The 16,635-nt window shown below is 57.3% G+C and carries 13 protein-coding genes; 3 read left to right on the forward strand and 10 right to left on the reverse strand.

Going from position 1 to position 16,635, the window contains the following annotated elements; translation table 11 throughout:
• Positions 1-18 precede the first annotated feature (18 nt).
• From VFZ66_27990 to VFZ66_28000, 3 genes are all read left to right on the forward strand, one after another.
• Positions 19-1,932 carry a hypothetical protein gene (locus tag VFZ66_27990; protein HEX6293056.1) on the forward strand — a complete coding sequence of 638 codons (1,914 nt, stop codon included), beginning with the start codon at positions 19-21 and terminating at the stop codon, positions 1,930-1,932.
• 23 nt (positions 1,933-1,955) lie between these two features.
• Positions 1,956-2,495, forward strand: coding sequence for a hypothetical protein (locus tag VFZ66_27995; GenBank protein ID HEX6293057.1), 540 nt, complete (start codon positions 1,956-1,958; stop codon positions 2,493-2,495).
• 416 nt (positions 2,496-2,911) lie between these two features.
• A complete protein-coding gene (locus tag VFZ66_28000; protein ID HEX6293058.1) occupies positions 2,912-4,654 on the forward strand; it encodes a helix-turn-helix domain-containing protein in 1,743 nt (580 codons plus the stop codon).
• A 21-nt stretch (positions 4,655-4,675) separates the two neighbouring features.
• On the opposite strand, the gene VFZ66_28005 is transcribed toward VFZ66_28000, so the two are convergent.
• From VFZ66_28005 to VFZ66_28050, 10 genes are all read right to left on the reverse strand, one after another.
• Complete coding sequence (locus tag VFZ66_28005) at positions 4,676-5,233, reverse strand: hypothetical protein (protein HEX6293059.1); 558 nt, start codon at positions 5,231-5,233, stop codon at positions 4,676-4,678.
• The gene (gene iscB, locus VFZ66_28010; protein HEX6293060.1) at positions 5,193-6,482 is read right to left on the reverse strand and encodes an RNA-guided endonuclease IscB; all 1,290 of its coding nucleotides are present in this window, start codon (positions 6,480-6,482) and stop codon (positions 5,193-5,195) included. The genes VFZ66_28005 and iscB overlap by 41 nt, the downstream gene beginning before the upstream one ends.
• Positions 6,483-6,710: 228 nt before the next feature.
• Positions 6,711-8,411, reverse strand: coding sequence for a hypothetical protein (locus VFZ66_28015; protein HEX6293061.1), 1,701 nt, complete (start codon positions 8,409-8,411; stop codon positions 6,711-6,713).
• A complete protein-coding gene (locus VFZ66_28020; protein HEX6293062.1) occupies positions 8,408-9,727 on the reverse strand; it encodes a hypothetical protein in 1,320 nt (439 codons plus the stop codon). Before VFZ66_28020 ends, VFZ66_28015 begins: the two co-directional genes overlap by 4 nt.
• 11 nt (positions 9,728-9,738) lie before the next feature.
• Positions 9,739-10,062, reverse strand: a complete 324-nt coding sequence (locus VFZ66_28025; protein HEX6293063.1) for a hypothetical protein — start codon at positions 10,060-10,062, stop codon at positions 9,739-9,741.
• Positions 10,063-11,168: 1,106 nt separating this feature from the next.
• Positions 11,169-12,018 (reverse strand): IS5 family transposase gene (locus VFZ66_28030; protein HEX6293064.1). Its coding sequence is split into 2 segments (ribosomal slippage): positions 11,169-11,612 and positions 11,614-12,018, totalling 849 coding nucleotides; the frame shifts between segments, so codons are not numbered across the junction.
• A gap of 31 nt (positions 12,019-12,049) precedes the next feature.
• Positions 12,050-12,433 carry a hypothetical protein gene (locus tag VFZ66_28035; protein ID HEX6293065.1) on the reverse strand — a complete coding sequence of 128 codons (384 nt, stop codon included), beginning with the start codon at positions 12,431-12,433 and terminating at the stop codon, positions 12,050-12,052.
• 96 nt (positions 12,434-12,529) lie between these two features.
• The gene (locus VFZ66_28040) at positions 12,530-13,522 is read right to left on the reverse strand and encodes a hypothetical protein (protein ID HEX6293066.1); all 993 of its coding nucleotides are present in this window, start codon (positions 13,520-13,522) and stop codon (positions 12,530-12,532) included.
• A 119-nt stretch (positions 13,523-13,641) separates the two neighbouring features.
• Complete coding sequence (locus tag VFZ66_28045; GenBank protein HEX6293067.1) at positions 13,642-15,075, reverse strand: hypothetical protein; 1,434 nt, start codon at positions 15,073-15,075, stop codon at positions 13,642-13,644.
• Between the two features lie 242 nt (positions 15,076-15,317).
• Entirely contained in the window at positions 15,318-16,340 is a 1,023-nt protein-coding gene (locus tag VFZ66_28050) for a hypothetical protein (GenBank protein ID HEX6293068.1), read from the reverse strand.
• Positions 16,341-16,635: the final 295 nt, after the last annotated feature.

Here is a 16,635-nt window from a genome sequence, read left to right on the forward strand (position 1 = left end):
GTAGCAGACGAGTGTAGCATGATCCCACGAACCAAGCTTGCTCTCGCAGAGTTTCATCAGGTGCTGTCGAGCATGCCGATCGGTGTGCAGCGTGCCGTCGTCGCCGTCGTCGTCGCGCTGCGCGCCCCGCACCGTTGGCTCGGGCTCTCAGCCACAGCTGACGATGCCACGATTCAGGCCGCCATCGCCGCAGCGGATGACCAGGCCATCCTGCACATCGCGACGGTGGCGATTGCGGACATCATCACGGGTGCCGACGCGCGACGGCGCCAGCACGCAACGGATCACGCCGGCAATCTGGATCGGATGGCTGCCTACCTTCGGCACACGCCCCCGGACACCGCCGCGGCCAGTATCCAGCACCGGCTCGACGCCGAGCTGCGCGCCCGCGACCACCAGCGCCAGGTCCAGCGGGCGCGCCACGCCGCCCAGGAGCAATCCGATCTTGCGTGGGCCAGGGAACAAGCAGCCCGTGCAGCGCAGGCGGCCCAGCAGCAGGCGCACCGCGCGGCGCAGCGGGCCGCGGCGATCGGGCCGTGCAAGGCGGGTACAGAAATCACCACCGAGGGTGGCCACACGGTCATCTTCGCGACCGCCGAGTCCCGACCCTACCGCTGTACCCGCTGTCAGGCGACCTGGACCCGCATGCCGGCGTGGGAGAGCCCGTGCGCCGGTGAGCCCCCTCCCGCGTCACCGCGCGAAGCACAGGCGCGTCGGATTCGCGACGCGCTGCTGCAGCTGCCGGATTCGGCCCTGGCCGCGGTCGGCGAACAGGCCGGCATCCCCGCAGGACCGGATACGATCGCCAGCTTTCGAGCGATTGTGCCGACCCTGGCCGAGTCCGACTGGTGGGACGATCTGATCCCGGCGCTGATCACCTGGCTCCGGGCCGAGCCCTATGGCGTGGCGCTGCGCGATCGCTCGCCCCAGGCCGGGCTAGCAGCGGTTGAACCGTTGCTCAAGGTGCTGCAGCGTCTGGGCGATCTCCATCGGGGCCGACCGGTCCCGATCACGACGACGACGGCGGCGACCTATCTCGGCGTGACCGTCGAGAAAGTGCGCGCCTGGATCGCGGACGGCACGCTTCCGTTCCTCGAAACCGTCAAAGGCGACTACGGCCGCGGGAGTGTCAAATATGTGCTCGATTGCGCCGATGTCATCGCCGCGCGGACGTCCCTGGCCGCCGACATTGCGCTGTTTCACCAGCGCCGCCAGCGCGGTTTGAAAGCCGTGGACACCGCGGTGCAGCATGGCATGGCGGCGCATACGGAGACGCTGGAGCGGATACAGCAGCTGGGAGACCCGATTGCCCCCCTCTTTCGGGCCGCGTACTATTGCTGGCATCTCAACCATTATGCCAAGGCGCGCACCGGCGTCCAGCGCTCCATCTGCTACGCGATGAAAGATCGGGTCCTGGCGGCACTGGTCGCCAGCGCGGATCTGTCTGCTGGGCATGCGGGTGAGGACGGGTGGCTGCTCCCCCTCGACGGCGCAGGGGAGGCCACGATCGGACTGGCCTGGCATCCCACCGAGGACCAGACCTATCTGAGCATCGTCATCAGCGGTCCCGGCTTCCGCTTCCCGTTCCATGCGCGGCAGGAGACGGCGAGTGCCTGGCTGCCCGCGGATCTCCAGCCAACGATTCCCCAGCAGCCCCTGAGCGGCGATCGCCGGTTTACCTTTGGGGGTCGGCCAGCAACCTGGATCGAGGAGCGGGTCATTCCGTATGCCACGGTTGCCGAGAAGCTGTGCGCGTGGTGGTGCCGACGCACCGGCCGGTCACCGGCGGAGTTTACGGCGCGCTTGCCGTCGCAGCTGCGCGCCGGGTCGAGCAGGGCGCAACCCCCCTGGCGGCAGGACGGGTGGGGGGATGATCCCTGGGCGACGGAGGGCGACGATGCGGCGCGCTGGGATGCGTCCGACGACTGGTAATCTCCCTGCTGCACGGAGGAAAGATGGCCGACGATCCGGCAGATGAATCATCGAACCAGCCGCCCGAGCTGCGGCCGCGCCGCCCGCGTGGTCGCGCCGTCCCGGATACCGCCACAGATGCAACCCGACCGGCGACGGATCGGAGTGTCCTGCGGAGCGTCGCGGCCCACTATCTCACCCAACAGGCGCGTTTGATCCCGGTCGGCACCGCCGCCCGCTTCGGTCGAGACGCCGATGGACGGCCCTATGCCGAGCTGCCCCTGTTCGCGGACCAGCCGCCGGAGCGCGTGCCGATCGCGGACCTGCCTCCGCGCGGGACCGTGGTGCAGACGGCGGTCGTCAGCACGCCCCACGGAGCCGAGCAGGAATTTCATATTCTGGTATGCCCGGCCAGGACGGCGCGCGCGGCCCAGGACGGGCTCGACGAGGCGATCCTCCAGGTGGTCATCGACGAGGTGGGCCTGGAAGGCGTCGAGCGCATGGTGCAGCAGCTGCTCACCGAAGGTCCTACCGCTCAGCTTGACCCGGCCCCGCGGCGGTCATCCCGCCGCCGGCGGCGCTGATCGGCGCGCGGTGCCGCCGGTCCGACCCAGGAATGATCATCCGCTGGGCCGGACCGTCGCTGCTAGCCCTCGGCGCGATCGAGCGGGACAACGATCCAGCGCGGCGCGGCCGGACGGGACGGATCGCGCTGCGGTAGCGCCGTGGGATCGGTGAGCAGATCCAGCTGGTCACACCGAGCCATATGATCCTTTACATATAGCTGTCCATTAAATGGCAGATTGTTCTTCGGCCCTGCTCGTTTCCTCGTTCTCCGCACAACGACTCGACATTGCTTCCCCTGTAGCCTATACTTTTTTTGACATTTTTCGCGAGCGCCCTCCACCCAGCATCCAAGCAATGCTGTGGCCTCTTGACGCGCTACCACACCTGCGGAGTCTGATCTTCGCTGCACGACATCGTGGCCCAGGAGACGCCAATGGGGAAGCGACACCAAGCATCCGCATCCGACGCATGGACACAGCTCACGTTGCGCTTCCGCTGGCCGGAACAACGCAGTTACGAAATCATCCGCCCCGTTGTGTTATTTGGTGATTCCGCTGAGGAACGGGCGCACGAAACCGGAGAGCCGGTGCGCACGCTCTATCGCCACCTCCAACGCTTTGGCACCGCTGGCTTTGCGGGACTCACCGCTGCGGCACATCGACCCCCGCCACGGACCCTCCCGCCTGCTGTCCGGCAGTTGATTGTCGAGCTGAAAGGGGAGCATCCTGATCTGAACCCAAACGAACTGGCGCGGATGTGTCATGCGCAGCTCGACTACCGCCCCGGTGCGCGGACGATTAAGCGCGTGCTGGAAGAAACACCGCCGGTCCCACCCGTGCAGCGGCGATTCCCGTACTTTCATGCGATGGCACCTGTGGATCGTCGGCGCGCCATCATCCAGTTGCACATTGAAGGCTGGGGCAAACAGTCCATCGCCGCGTATTTGCACACGAGCCGACCGACAGTGGATGCCATCTTGAAGCGCTGGGTGAACGAGGATTTAGCAGCCCTCGTGCCGCGTTCCCATGCGCCGAAACGGCGTGTCCGCACGGTTACGCTGAAGGTGCTGCTGACCATTCGCCGCCTCCAAAAGAACCCGCGCTTGGGAGCCTTCCGCATGAGCGCGGCGCTCAAGCAGGAACTGGGCGTGAAGCTCAGTCCGCGCCAGTGTGGACGCATTATGGCGCTGAATCGGGCGCTCTATCATCAGCCAAGCACCCCAAAGCAGCCGCATGAACCAAAAGCGATGCCCTTTAAAGCGACACGACGACATCAATATTGGAGCATTGATATTCGCTATTTGGATATGTGTGGAGGAGCAGGTGGGATGATTTACTGTATCACGGTCATGGATAACTATAGTCGTGCCGTGTTGGCAAGTACGGTAACACGATCCCAAGATTTGACCACCTATCTCTTTGTCTTCTTTCTTGCAGTTCGGAATCATGGCGTACCCGAAGCCATTGTCACCGATGGTGGTGCCGTATTTCGGGCCAAGAAAGCCCTTGAAATTTATCATACGTTAGGGATTCGGAAAGAGCAGATTGAGCAACGGCAACCTTGGCAAAATTACATCGAGGCGCTGTTTAGCATCCAGCGCCGCATGGCCGACGCCCAGTTCGAACAGGCCACGACATGGGAAGCCGTGCTTGATGCGCACGCACGCTGGGTTGCCGACTATAATTATCAGGAACATTTTGCGCATCAGGAGCGGGAGGATGGACGCCGGAGTCCCTTTCAGGTCCTCGCGTGGGTCCGTGGGCGGGTCTATCGCGATGCCGAGCTGCACTATGTCTTTTATTCCACGCGAACGCGCCGACGGGTCGATCGCTTCGGCTACCTACGCTTTCGGAATTGGCGGATCTATGCCGAGGCGGGCATAGCGCAAGCGGGTGTGATGGTGTGGTTATATGAAGAGCACATGACCATTGTGTATGATGAGGTGACGCTCGCCCACTATACGGTGAACTATCAACCAGATCACAAACATCCCTCCAGCATTACCAACCCACGGCTCTATGATACGTCATACCGCTCACCGCAACTTCCGCTCTGGGAATTGAGCGATGATGAATGGAAAAAAGCCTACCCCGTGCCCCTCTACGTCGTCCGCAACAAGGTGATGGAACAAGCGGAACGCATACAACTGACGCTGCCACTGGATATGGCCGGCTAGGACAAGCACCCAATCTGCCATTTAATGGACAGCTATATGTAAAGGATCATATGGCTCGGTGTGCAGCTGGTCGAGCAGCAGGATCTCGCTCGCCGTGGCCCGCGTGTCCGCGTCATCGACGATCGCCCACAGCGTAATGCTGGTGCCATGACATTCGATATACACGGGATCGAGATCCTGAACTTCGGCATCTTCGAGTGCCACGTCGAGTGCTTCGGTTAATTCCACCACCACCGTCGGATACGTGTCGAGCGCGCTCAGCGCGGAACCGAGGAGGGCTTCAATCTCGGCCGTTCGGTGAAACGGCGTTCCGTACCATTGTTCGCTCGTGACAAAGTTGATGGGACAGGCCGTGTTGGCCAGTTCCCAGGCGCGGTGCAGTTGGCGGACGGCGGCGATCGTCTCGTCGTCGAGCGGGAGCGCCCAATAGATCGGCTGCGTGTGCGTGTCGTGCGGGCTCAGCGAAGCGCGCTTAATCAGGACGCGGGTCGGACGATGGGTGGTGGTCATAAAACCATCGGCGCGGAAACCCGCCCGTTTATGGGTGGGAGGAAGCGCCGCCTCTGTGCTGATAGGCATAGCCATCGCTCCGCTGCAGGCGGTGGCAATACCGATGCCCGATGCCCTGCACGATGCCACCCGCCGTTGCGATATTGAAGCTGCCAGTGGCCCGCACCGCTACGCGCCCGACATAGGTACCCCTCTTTTTCCCGTTGGTCACGACCGCACGGACCAGATCGCCCGTCTGAAAGCCCCGGATCACCCGTGCGCCTTTTGGTCCCGTGCGCGGGAAGCCGTACCGATCCATCCGACACATCTGGCGTGAGCTATGCCCGGTGGCCTGGATCAGGAGCGGGCGCACCTCGCGCACCGCGAGTCGCTCAGGGGAGGACGCTCCAACACAGGCGGCGTCAAGCCAATGCATCTTCGGCAGGCCGCGCACCGTGCGGTTGTATTTGGTGCGTCCGCCCGTGCCGACCTCAACCGGCAGCCCCGTTGCTACGAGACAGTGGGAGAGTGCCCAGCGCGTGCTGTTGACGGCTGCCGCATCCTTGAGCGGCTGCTTCGCCTGCGCCTGAAGCTGCGGAAAGCCAAACTCCGCCGCCGTCTGATTGCCCTTGCGCTGGTTGCAGCCGTGGCAGGCCAGTGTTAAGTTGCTGACGCGATCGGAGCCGCCACGACTCTTGGGGATGAGATGTTCCACTTCGAGTGGCACGTTCACCACGCCACAGTAGGCGCAGCGCCGCTGCCATTTGTCGAGCAGGTATTCCCTGACCTCGTAACCTGCCAGCGTCCCCTGCTGATACTGGACACCCTGGATCTCGGCGTCCTGGAGTTGCTGGGTGTCGAAGCGCGCCAGTTCCACGCTGATTGCCCCGATCGGCGCCCAGCGCCGCAGCCGCTCAATCCAGGTCAGCGTGGTCAAGACCCGATGCTGGAGGCTCGGCGGCAGCCATCCAGCGGGACGCGTGCGGTTGAGAAAGCGCGGCTGGCGATAGCGGGTCTTCCGCTGCCGTCGACTGCGGCGCACGGCCCGGCGTGCCAGGAGCCGATCGCGGATCTGCTGACCACGATGGGTCAATTCTGCGGCCCAGACAACCTGACCGGTCGTGTCGTTGACCACGGCAATCCCGGTGGTTTTGCTGCCCGGATCGAGCTTGAGCCGCAGCGGATCTGGCTCAGCCGCACGCGCCGTCTTGAGAATGATGGTGAACGGATAACGCCGCCACACGGCGGCCTGCCCACTTGACAGGAGCTTCCGTGCTGCTGCCGGATGGACCGGATCGCAGGGCTGCTTGTGGGTGTCGATGACCAAGACCTGACTCATAAAAAAACCTCTCTGCGTGCGCAGGTCATGGTCGCCTCGCTCAGTGGATCGGGCTTGTCGAGCGCCCCGGCTTCATCCCTTGCCCCAGGAATCATGCCGGAGCGCGACAGAGCGTCCGGCTGGCAACGCACCGGACGGTGTCCTGACCCGATCAACGGTTCCCGTCATGCGACGGGGAGCTGGTCAGTATAGGCTTGTTCGCACAAGCCACCCCGTGGAACGGGGTGGTTACTGACGCGATTCCTCCTCGGTTGCATGCCATAACAGACTCAGCGCCTGCAGCCCGGGGAGTGCGGAGACACGGCGCGCAGGCGTGGTGGGGGTGTCGGTGCCGCGGTCGAAGCGGGTGACCCAGGTCTCGCCGGGTTGGAGGTCGTAGCCGGCCTGGCGAGCGAGGTCGGCCGCATCGGGACGGATGTACCGGCCCACGCGGGTGCGCCGGGGGTGGCCGCCCACCTCGTGTTTGCCAGGGCTCCGTCGCCTGGTGGCGCGAGCGATGGCCCGCCGGTCGCGCTCGGTGCCCCACGCGACCCGTGGGACACTACTCGGCCTTAAGCGCACATGGTGCGTCTTACCACGGGGAAGCGCGGCACGCGGTCGGGCCGTCTGCGCTGTTCCGCGCAGGGGTCGTTGCGCAGAACGGGCGGGGGTCCCACCGGCCGCGTGAAAGAGGACCCGCTCGCGGCCCTTGACCCGGAGATCGTGCCAGAGGGCAGCCAGGCAGCCATGCAGCGCCAGGGCCAGCGCGCTGCGGCAGCCACCCAGCAGGAGCGGTTCCCAGGCGTCCGGGATCGTCGCCTCGCTCGTCCACCAGAACACCCGCCCAAAGGCGCCATCCGTCGGCAGCAGCCGGACCCAGAAGCCGTCGGGGCTCGCCACAATCCGGAGCGCGGCCACGCCCATCTCCTGGAGCGGAAGCAGATGCGCGGGTGGCACCAGCTCCCACCGTCCGGATGGATTCTGGGTCCCACAAGTACCCGCATGGATGAGCTGCGCGATGGCGGCCATGCGGTGATCAAACAGGTCGTCCGGCACCCGCGCCGCGGCGAGCCGGGCCGCCTGCGTATCCGGATCGAGGTGATTGCCCGGCTCGCCCAGGGAGCCATCGCACAGCCACGCGAGCGCGGCATCCGTGATGGTCGGCGCCGATGGATGGCAAAGGACCAGGCCCTGCGCGAGGGCCAGGCCCTGGCGACCGGGGGTCATCTGGACCGGCAGGCCCCGAATGCTGGGGGTGCCGGAGCGCAGCACCTGCAATGTCGCAATGCCGGTCAGCATGCGGGTAACGGCGCGCGCCTGGTCGAAGTCGGCGGCGCGAAAGGCACTGATCTCGCGGACCACGATGGGATCGAACGTCCACAGCAGCTCGCTGAGCCGCAGAAAGATCCGGAGCGAGTCGCCATCTGAGGTGGGCCAGACCAGATCGGACCGGCGCAGCATGCTGCGCAGCAGGCCATACGCGTGCCGCGTGACCGTAGCGTCGTCGATTGCGCGCCAGCCGGGTCGCGCGCACGCTTCGGGGAGGTAGGCGGCGATCGGGCCAACGCCGGCGAGCATGCTGGATAGCTCGTGCGAGCGGCTGCGTGGATCATCGGTCAGCGCGAGGTACAGGGCCAGGAGCAACGCCGGCATCGGTACCGCTGGGCGATCCGGTCGAGCGAGGATGGCGGTGAGCGCCTGCCAGGGCGACGTCTTGCCGTTGCCGGACAATCGGACGACCCAGCGCCGATCGGCGATCACGGCGCGGCCCCACCAGCCGTTGCCCGTCGTCGGCAGGTAGTGCGCCTGCGGCGTTGCCACCAGATCCTGGGGCTGAACCCCGGCCGCCAGGATCACGTCGAGCCGGGCCTGTCCTGGCCGTTCGATCACCAGATCGAGGGCGATCCGCGTTCCCGGCCACAGGCGACGTCGGTGCTGCTGCTGGGTCATGGCGCCACCCGTGGATCAGCGGGTGGTTGCTGCGCGTCCTGCTCGTCGATGAAATCAAAGAGGGACGTGAGATCGCCATCCGGTGGAGCCGCCGCAGCCAGGTGTTCGACAAAGCTTGTTATGTCAAGACGATGGACCGGGCGCTCACCGTTCGCGGTACGGGCAGCGCCTGAGCGATCGCCCCGCTGGTCATTGCTAGCCCGGTCGCCCCGCTGGTCATTGCCAGCCCGGTCGGCTGGACGCTGCTCCCGGTCTGCGCGATCCGGTCCCGCCTGGGTCGGCGCGCGGCGGTCGCCACGCTGGTCGCTCCGTTGGTCGCCGCGCTGGTCGCCGCGCTGTTCGGAAGCGCGCCCCTCGGCGCGGTGATCCGGAGCGGGACGCCGCTCCTGGCGCTCGCCTCCCGGTCCACGGGCATCAGGCCGCCGCTCGCCGCCGCGATCCCCTCGATCGCGCGGTCCCGGCTCATCGGGGCGCCGCGGGTGCGCTCGGTCGCTGCCGGGTTCGGGCAGGGGCCGCTGCGGGCGTGGGGCAGGGCCAGGACCACCGCTCCGCGGGCCGGGATCGGGCTGGTCGTCGGTAATCACCCCGGCGATATGATCGAGGTAGCCCTGGATCTGCTGGTCCTTGTCCAGCGGGCGATACGGAATGCGCGTGGCGCTGACAGCCTGGACGCCGTCGACCAGCTCGCGCAGCGTGTCGCCGATGCCGTACACCAGGCCGCGCACGACGTTGGCGAGTTCATCCCGCTCGGCCGGCGTCAAGTTCGCGAAGCCGATCAGGGCTTTCTCCTGTGCCCGCAGCAGCGTATTCCGCAAGATCACGATCTGGGCCTTCGTCTGGATCTCGTACCGCTTGACGAGGTGCGCCTGGCGGATAACTTCGATCGCCTCGGCGGTCGAGACCTGCGACACCAGCAGACCGGGCAACACGAAGAAGCCGATGATGCTCAAGACCGTCTGGTGAACGCTGTAGCCGCTCTGCTCGACAACATCCTGGGTGAGCCACCAGCTATTGATCAGCCAGGCGTCGTAGCCGATCAGAAAGATCGCCGACAGCACCAGCACCAGGTAGCCCCAGGTGCGCATCCGAATCTTCATCACCAGCATCCCGGCGGGAGAGGTCGGGAAAATAAATCCGACAAAAATGATCGGCGCGAGAACGAAGATGGCGGTGAAGGAGAGCGCCACCGCGACATTGTTCGTCATACTGCTCTGGACGATCCAGTGGAAGGCGGCGCTGCCGACGACGGACGCGAGTGCCGCCAGCAGCAAGCCGGTTCGTCCAGTGAATTCGACAGGGTGGTGCTGCTTGCTCATCGCCGTGGCTCCTACGCGGATGGGAACGTCTTGGAGCGGATGGGCCGCTCGTGAACGGTGCGACGCTGGCCCTGCAGATGCAGCAAGCGGCGATGAACCGCGCGGGCCTGGCGCAGGATCTCAGGATCGCCACCGGTCTGTTCGGCATGGTCGATCAGCACCAGCAGGATCGCGCTGACGCGCCAGAGGAGCCCACCGGGCATGACAATGGTTTTCCGCAGCACGAGCCGCACGATGGTCGTGACGATGAGCCGAATGTCGTTGGCGACAGGACGAGCGCGAAACCGCCGGGCGGACGGCGGGGTGACGGGCCGGGTGGAAGCGTTGTGTGCCATGGGGTCCATCCTCGTTAATACCTCTCGATAAATTGTATCATAGTAGATTACAATTGTCAACCAATAATTTAGTATTATACTGATGCACGATGATGGCGTGGAAAGCGGGCAGGACGTGTCCAGGTGTCGAGGCATGGCGGGGTTCAGCTGGCGGACGGTACCGAGACGTGGCAGACAGCAGGGATGAGCGTGGTGGAGTCGCGCAGTTGGTGGTTCTGGGAGCGTGCTGCGGTTGTTTCTTGATCAGAGGGACGAGTGGCCAGCCTGCCAGTCGTTGCACGACGGCGGGTTCAGGTGGGGTACAAGCAGCTCGATGACGTCGACGAGTGTTTGGTAGCCGCGAATGGGAATCGGCTGTAATCAAATAACATCAGGCATTATCCACGCCCAGCGACCCGTGCTCTTTCAGCGCTTCCAGGGCAACTTGAAACTTGAACTGGGCGCTGCGCCGCTGCCGTTTCTTCGCCATGATCCCCTCCACATGCGGTCTGCCAATCCTAGCAGATCTTTACTTCGCACGTGGTCTAGTTTCTGGGACCAATCATACTGTATCTCCAATCACCGACTCCACACCCTTTCTTTAATCACTTCCTCGCTACTGGTAAGACGCAGTCTAGGACATGGTGATGACCATTGCAGCAGGCTGCACAAATTACGACCGCAGTATTGTCCGTGGAATTATGAAACTTGTTAATAACGAGGAGGTCTCATCACCCACACGATTATCATTATGCCAATAATTAATACAGCCGCACTCAAATAAGCTAAGACCGTAACGATGTAAGTTAAGATTAACTGAATAGGTTCTGGTATAAGGGAAAAGAGCCATGCAAGGAGAAGTATAAGTGGGTCTATAAGCAGTATTGTAGTGATTTGAAAAGCTATCAGAAGTGCGATTACCAATCTTCGTACTTGCCTCACGTCACGTACCAACGTATCTGTTAGGGCTTCGCTGCTGATACGCTCATCAACCACGTCGATCTGCTCAAACAAGTGGGCAATCTTTTGGCGCATTTGCTCCAGTTCTTCTATTGATTTCGAGGGATTGTCCATCCCCCTTAACAGTTCCGTCCTGATACTTGTACTCTTGGCATCTAAGAGCGTGTTTAACAATTAAGTTTTGCCTGTTGACCGTTATGACTGGTGCGCGCCAATCGACGCATCATGAGCTGAATGGAGGCTAAATAGACCCAATATTCGCTCACCTCGGTGTAGACATCGTATTCCTTACTCAGCAGCCGCGAGCGGTTGAACCAGCCAAAGGTGCGCTCCACTTTCCAGCGTTGCGGCAGCACGTGGAAGCCGGGCTCTGGTCGACGGGCGACAATCTCGACGACGCAGCGCAAAGTGTGGGCAAACCACGCAATCATCGTCTGGCGATAGCTTTGATCTGCCCAGACGAGTTGTAACCGGGGAACGCGCCCGCGTAATTTGGCTCCGACATCCAGCGCGCCTTCGGTATCCGAGAGCGAGGCCGCATGGACCACGACGACCAACAGGAGACCCAAGGTATCAACCGCGATGTGCCGTTTGCGTCCCGTTACTTTTTTTTCCGCCATCGTAGCCGCGTTCGCCGCCGACTTCGGTGGTTTTGAGACTTTGACTATCGATGATGGCGGCACTCGGTTCCGGATCACGTCCTTCTCGCCGCCGGACTTCCTGCCGCAAGGCGGTGTTGATGCGCTCCCACGTGCCATCATCACCCCACTGGCGGAAGTAATAGTAGACCGTCGACCAGGGCGGAAAGTCGCTGGGCAACATGCGCCACTGGCAGCCGGTGCGCAAGCGATACCAGAGCGCGTCCACTACCGCCCGCATATCAACGGTACGCGGTGCGCCAGGACCAGTCGGCGGTGCCAGGTACGGGGCAATGAGTTGCCATTCGGCATCAGTCATATCGGTGGGATAGCGTCGCGTCCGACGTGCTGGTTGGTCGATGAGTTTTTTCGCTGGCATGGCTATAGTGTACCGACCGAAGCATTAATTGTTAAACACGCTCTAAGATACTTCTCTGTAATTCATCTATCTGGCTCTTTAATTCAGTTTCCAGTGCTGTCTTCTCAGCATTGAGCTTCTGGAGAATCTGTTCACGTTGTTGCAGTTCTTGGCGTCGCTTTCGATCTCGTTGAGTAGCACTAATCCCGCCTAGTAGTAACGTTATGTGGGATGCAAACAGAAACGATGCAACAATGTGAACAACGAGTCTCTCAACTACTTGGTTGTTCCAAAAGCCAATCCTATCAGGGATGGACAATGGCTCTATCCAGAACCATATGCCCCCATATGTAAGAACAAACAATGAGAGGTAAACTGTAAAAAGTGCCCACCATTTTTCACTTATTAGGGCAATCCATGACCTGATATTTTGCATGAATTCCTCCATCCCAGGCAGTATAACGAATCTCGTAAAACCTAGATGATGTGGAATAAGACCTGGTGTCAAGAAGGACATTCTAATGCCATCTAGTTAGGTTGGAGGAGGGGATAAACGTTGAGTCGTCTGGTAGTCAATTACTTGGTTGACAATCGAATATACTGACCCTGCATAAAGCGTATAATGGTCTGTGACTTCTTGTAGCAATATATTATTGGACTTGTGAGCTGCTCTTCCACCAAGCTCCCGTATCGAATGAAAGGCAGCACGTAGTTGATACCTTACCGACTTGTCAAGTTGACTTGGTATTAATCCCGAAGATGACTCCAGCTTTTGAAATGCTACCTCTGCACGCTGCTGGAGATTGGTCGATGCTTTCCGTATCTTTTCCATAAACGAACTACGCTCTTGATCTGTTGGTATTGCCAGCTTTGTTGAATCAATAAGTTTGTCCAGGCTGTGTTCTGCTGCTAATCGCAATAAGATTGCGGCAGCGCGCGCTAACTGGTTTCGTAAGCAAGTAATGCCTTCAGAAAGGTACGCTTGCAGTTCATCGTCGGGTTCAGACACTTGTCTCAATATACCTAGATACTGATTCGAGAAAAAAGGAAGAGGAGATGCCTCGGTAATAAAGCGAGATCCGTACTCCGTGAGAACTATTCTGTCAGACCTCACATCGAAAACGAAGTCGTAGTTAATTCCTTGATTTTTTGGTGTAAACTGTAGTAGGGTGAGTACACCGAGTCGAGTAAGATCTAGTATTTCCTCAAGAATAATAGTCTTAACTTGTAGAGGAAAATAAGCATTGAAAGTCGTCATTGTTGAACTGTTATTAACAGCAACATTTTCAGTTCTAGCTTTACCAGATGATATTAGTTTGTTGTAAATCATGTCAATAATAGTATTGATTGATATTCCCACCTGTTTTGTCTGGTTAAACCATTCGTGTGTACCAACAATATATGCCCCTGTATATTCTATAGGCTGGGGAAGACTGAGAGACGCTCGATTCTCGCGTACATAATTTATTACTTCATCACGAATAAGATCGCGAGAAATTGTAATCCTAGTAAAGTGCATAGTCATTATGAATACCTCGTTTATAAAGTTACTCTAAAATAATGTTGCCAATATAATGGAACGAATCAGGTAAATTAGAGCTATTTGCTCACACCAGCAAAAGTAGAACCAACAATAGATAAAAGCTAGTTAGTAAAGCTACCTAATAAAAGTTCCTCATCAATTTTTACAGGCTTCAAATACTCTGGATTCAATAGAAGAATCTTAAGAGCCATTCGCAATAGCTCAACTGCAACCTTAACAGTTGAAATCTTCTTGTTATCTCTAAATGTAAACTCTCTCTTCTTAGTTGCCTTAGAGCTTCCATGCACAATAGCTGAACGATACGCGTAAATATGCTTAACAATCTGGTATATCTCAAGGGGAGTAAACTCTTGATCTGGTAATAGCCTTGATATAGCAGCCATTCTTAATGCAAGTTTATGTGTCATCTCTTGGCGCTCGTCATCAGATAGAAGTGTTTCCATAGCTATGGTCGCATCCAATATAGAATCCTCTTCGTTGTCACGAGACAGGCACATATTTAACCTTCGAGCTGCAATGCCAACCTCATTAACGTTCATGTTCAAGAGCTTGGAAAAAATGTTTCCTATCTCTATAGCTTGTTGATAGGTAACAATAGGTAAAGTGCTTCTCCAGTGGCCTTCATCAAACCATTTGGGATAGGAGCGCGTGGTAATACCATGAACTGGAGGCAGGTAGGCAGTAAACCTAAATGCCCAATCTATAGGTTGAGATAAAATTTGTGCGTATCCTGTGTACAAGCCTGTTACGATACGGAGAGCAGCAAAGAATGTATCTATATGATGGATCGGATAGTTCGCGATATTTGAAAGCCCGTTTGTAACATCCCAAAAACCATTATTCTTAATATGCCAATTCTTAATTACAAATGCGTGGGTAGCAGAATCAGATACAAAATGATGAATACCTAGAGCAAGTCCACGATTTAGAACACGAGCCAGTTGAAAATCATCTGTCATCCGTACTATACTAAAACCATTATCAAATTGAATATTATCTGAGTCAAAGTTTAGTAAAAGAATTGGAATAAGAATATTGATGTTCAAATCATTGTGAAATATACTATTTTCTATCAATAAATACATGGGTAAAATAAGGCTTTCAGAAAAAGGATCATCCCTGTAGAGATGCATATACCTGTCTATAGTGTTGGTTATTAGCATAACAGCACTAATCTCGAAAAAATTAATACCTGCAATCATTGCGTGTTCTGGTACACCAAGATGTTTATAAAATTCATCTTTGCTTTTCAGATAATTAATAAGCATCATAAAAGACGGAATTGTTGTATAGTCTACAGTAGCTGACGATCCTTTGCGAAATGGCTCTCCGTAATTAGTTGTTCCTGAAAATATGGTCTGGGAAAAACTTGGCATCCCGTTCTCTGTATAACTGATCGTAGGCCAATCAAAATGGCTACCTATATACTTTTTATTTGCTTCAAGGGTACGAACAATCTCCACTCCGTCTTTCACAGCAGTAACAAAGAGGCTAAAAAACTCCTTATCCTGCGGTTCACGATCCAGTCGTTCCATAACAGTTGGCTCCATTGGTATGATAACTAACCGATTTGAGTAAAGGGTGGCTGCGCCAGGGAGCATGGGTGCCAATGGTATCGCCCGTGTCAAGGACGTTGCTTCGCTCGCAAGCGCCTTTGGCGTCCTTGAAAGGGACTCTTCGTGCTAATCCTCTAAATGCCCTCTATTTGCTTGCAGTTCATGTTCATTACGGCTGCTAGCGTCCGGGTGCAGCATCTGGATCGGCAAGGGCACAATTTTTAAGACTCAAGTGATTTTAACATTTCTCTGAGCAGTCGATTTAAGTCGTTACAGTGGGCAAGTAGACGATTTGTCTCTTCACCTAACGTTTCCTGAGCTGCCCACCCAATCGTTCTACCTATCTTGTGCAACTCAGGTGTTCGGAATCTTTCTTCAAAGGGGTCAATAGAATGAATGCGATCCCAGATAGACCTCGTAATTGGGTTGCGGGCATCTCTAAAATTCTTGACAAATGTTGCTCTCACTCGTTTAGCCTTGAGGATTTCATCAAATCGATCTGGACACTCTAATAGAATCGCTAGGCCGATTAGTTTCTCCCACAAGGCTCTAATTCTTACGATCGCATTGTTGATGTACATGTAGCGCTTGAATCGTTTCGTATAATCAATCTCTTCTTGTGAAAATCTTAAGGTAGATGATCCGTAAAACATGTAGTTTTGTTCGATAAATTCAGAAGCATTCCGACTCATTTGACTTAGATCGTACTGCAAAGCGAACCAGATTGTTTTGATGTCCACTAATATTCCAGCAAGTTTGTGTTTATAAGTCTTGTCTATTGCTATACTAGCTAGTATCTTCTCAATATCAAACTCTGTAAGAGGTAGAACAGCACCTTCTACATGAGCGAATATATCACACATCTTATTGATTTCGTTAAGTGGAAGCTTGGTCAACTCATCTTCCATTTCCTCTTGTGAAGTGACTTGCAAATGTGCATCTCGTAGCAATCTTTGAAACTTATCATCATCTGCATTGCAGAGGACAGTAGTATCATTAGAAACAATCATGCACTGCCCATTGAATACTATAGGGATTTCATAGCCATCAGGAAGCTCCTTGCTTACTAGCTCTAGCACTTCCTCGCGCAACTCCTCAAACTCAAAGATAATAGCTTGGTATTCACGTTGTGCCTTGCACTTAACGCCGCTCTTCAGTAATGCTTGGCTGAGGTGATGTATTCCAGCAAAGCCTAAACCTGCACTTGTCCAAGCAGTTTGAGGAAAGATAATGAAAGATTTCATACATACTTCCAACTAGATGTAGGCTCGATGATTCGTAGCGAGCTTCATAATACTACTTTTCTTTACTTGTTGTACAAGCGTGCAAAAAACTGACTGCCAACAAGATTAGTCGATAGGCGATCGTTATATTCCACTTAACGTATTGTACGAACCGGTATGATTGGTCCCAAAAACTAGACCACGTGTGACGTAAAGATCTGCTAGGATCTTTGAAGCGCATGTGGAGGGACGCATGACCAAAAAGCGGCAGCGCCGGAGCGCCCAATTCAAGTTTCAGGTGGCGCTTGAGGCGCTG

Source organism: Herpetosiphonaceae bacterium, from assembly GCA_036374795.1.
Classification (GTDB): domain Bacteria; phylum Chloroflexota; class Chloroflexia; order Chloroflexales; family Kallotenuaceae; genus LB3-1.

Coding starts and splice junctions, on each gene's coding strand:
- VFZ66_28040 (HEX6293066.1), bottom strand. CDS start 13,522: ATGACTATGCACTTTACTAGGATTACAATTTCTCGCGATCTTATTCGT.
- iscB (HEX6293060.1), bottom strand. CDS start 6,482: ATGAGTCAGGTCTTGGTCATCGACACCCACAAGCAGCCCTGCGATCCG.
- VFZ66_28035 (HEX6293065.1), bottom strand. CDS start 12,433: ATGCAAAATATCAGGTCATGGATTGCCCTAATAAGTGAAAAATGGTGG.
- VFZ66_28025 (HEX6293063.1), bottom strand. CDS start 10,062: ATGGCACACAACGCTTCCACCCGGCCCGTCACCCCGCCGTCCGCCCGG.
- VFZ66_28005 (HEX6293059.1), bottom strand. CDS start 5,233: ATGCCTATCAGCACAGAGGCGGCGCTTCCTCCCACCCATAAACGGGCG.
- VFZ66_27990 (HEX6293056.1), top strand. CDS start 19: ATGATCCCACGAACCAAGCTTGCTCTCGCAGAGTTTCATCAGGTGCTG.
- VFZ66_28015 (HEX6293061.1), bottom strand. CDS start 8,411: ATGACCCAGCAGCAGCACCGACGTCGCCTGTGGCCGGGAACGCGGATC.
- VFZ66_27995 (HEX6293057.1), top strand. CDS start 1,956: ATGGCCGACGATCCGGCAGATGAATCATCGAACCAGCCGCCCGAGCTG.
- VFZ66_28045 (HEX6293067.1), bottom strand. CDS start 15,075: ATGGAACGACTGGATCGTGAACCGCAGGATAAGGAGTTTTTTAGCCTC.
- VFZ66_28050 (HEX6293068.1), bottom strand. CDS start 16,340: ATGAAATCTTTCATTATCTTTCCTCAAACTGCTTGGACAAGTGCAGGT.
- VFZ66_28020 (HEX6293062.1), bottom strand. CDS start 9,727: ATGAGCAAGCAGCACCACCCTGTCGAATTCACTGGACGAACCGGCTTG.
- VFZ66_28000 (HEX6293058.1), top strand. CDS start 2,912: ATGGGGAAGCGACACCAAGCATCCGCATCCGACGCATGGACACAGCTC.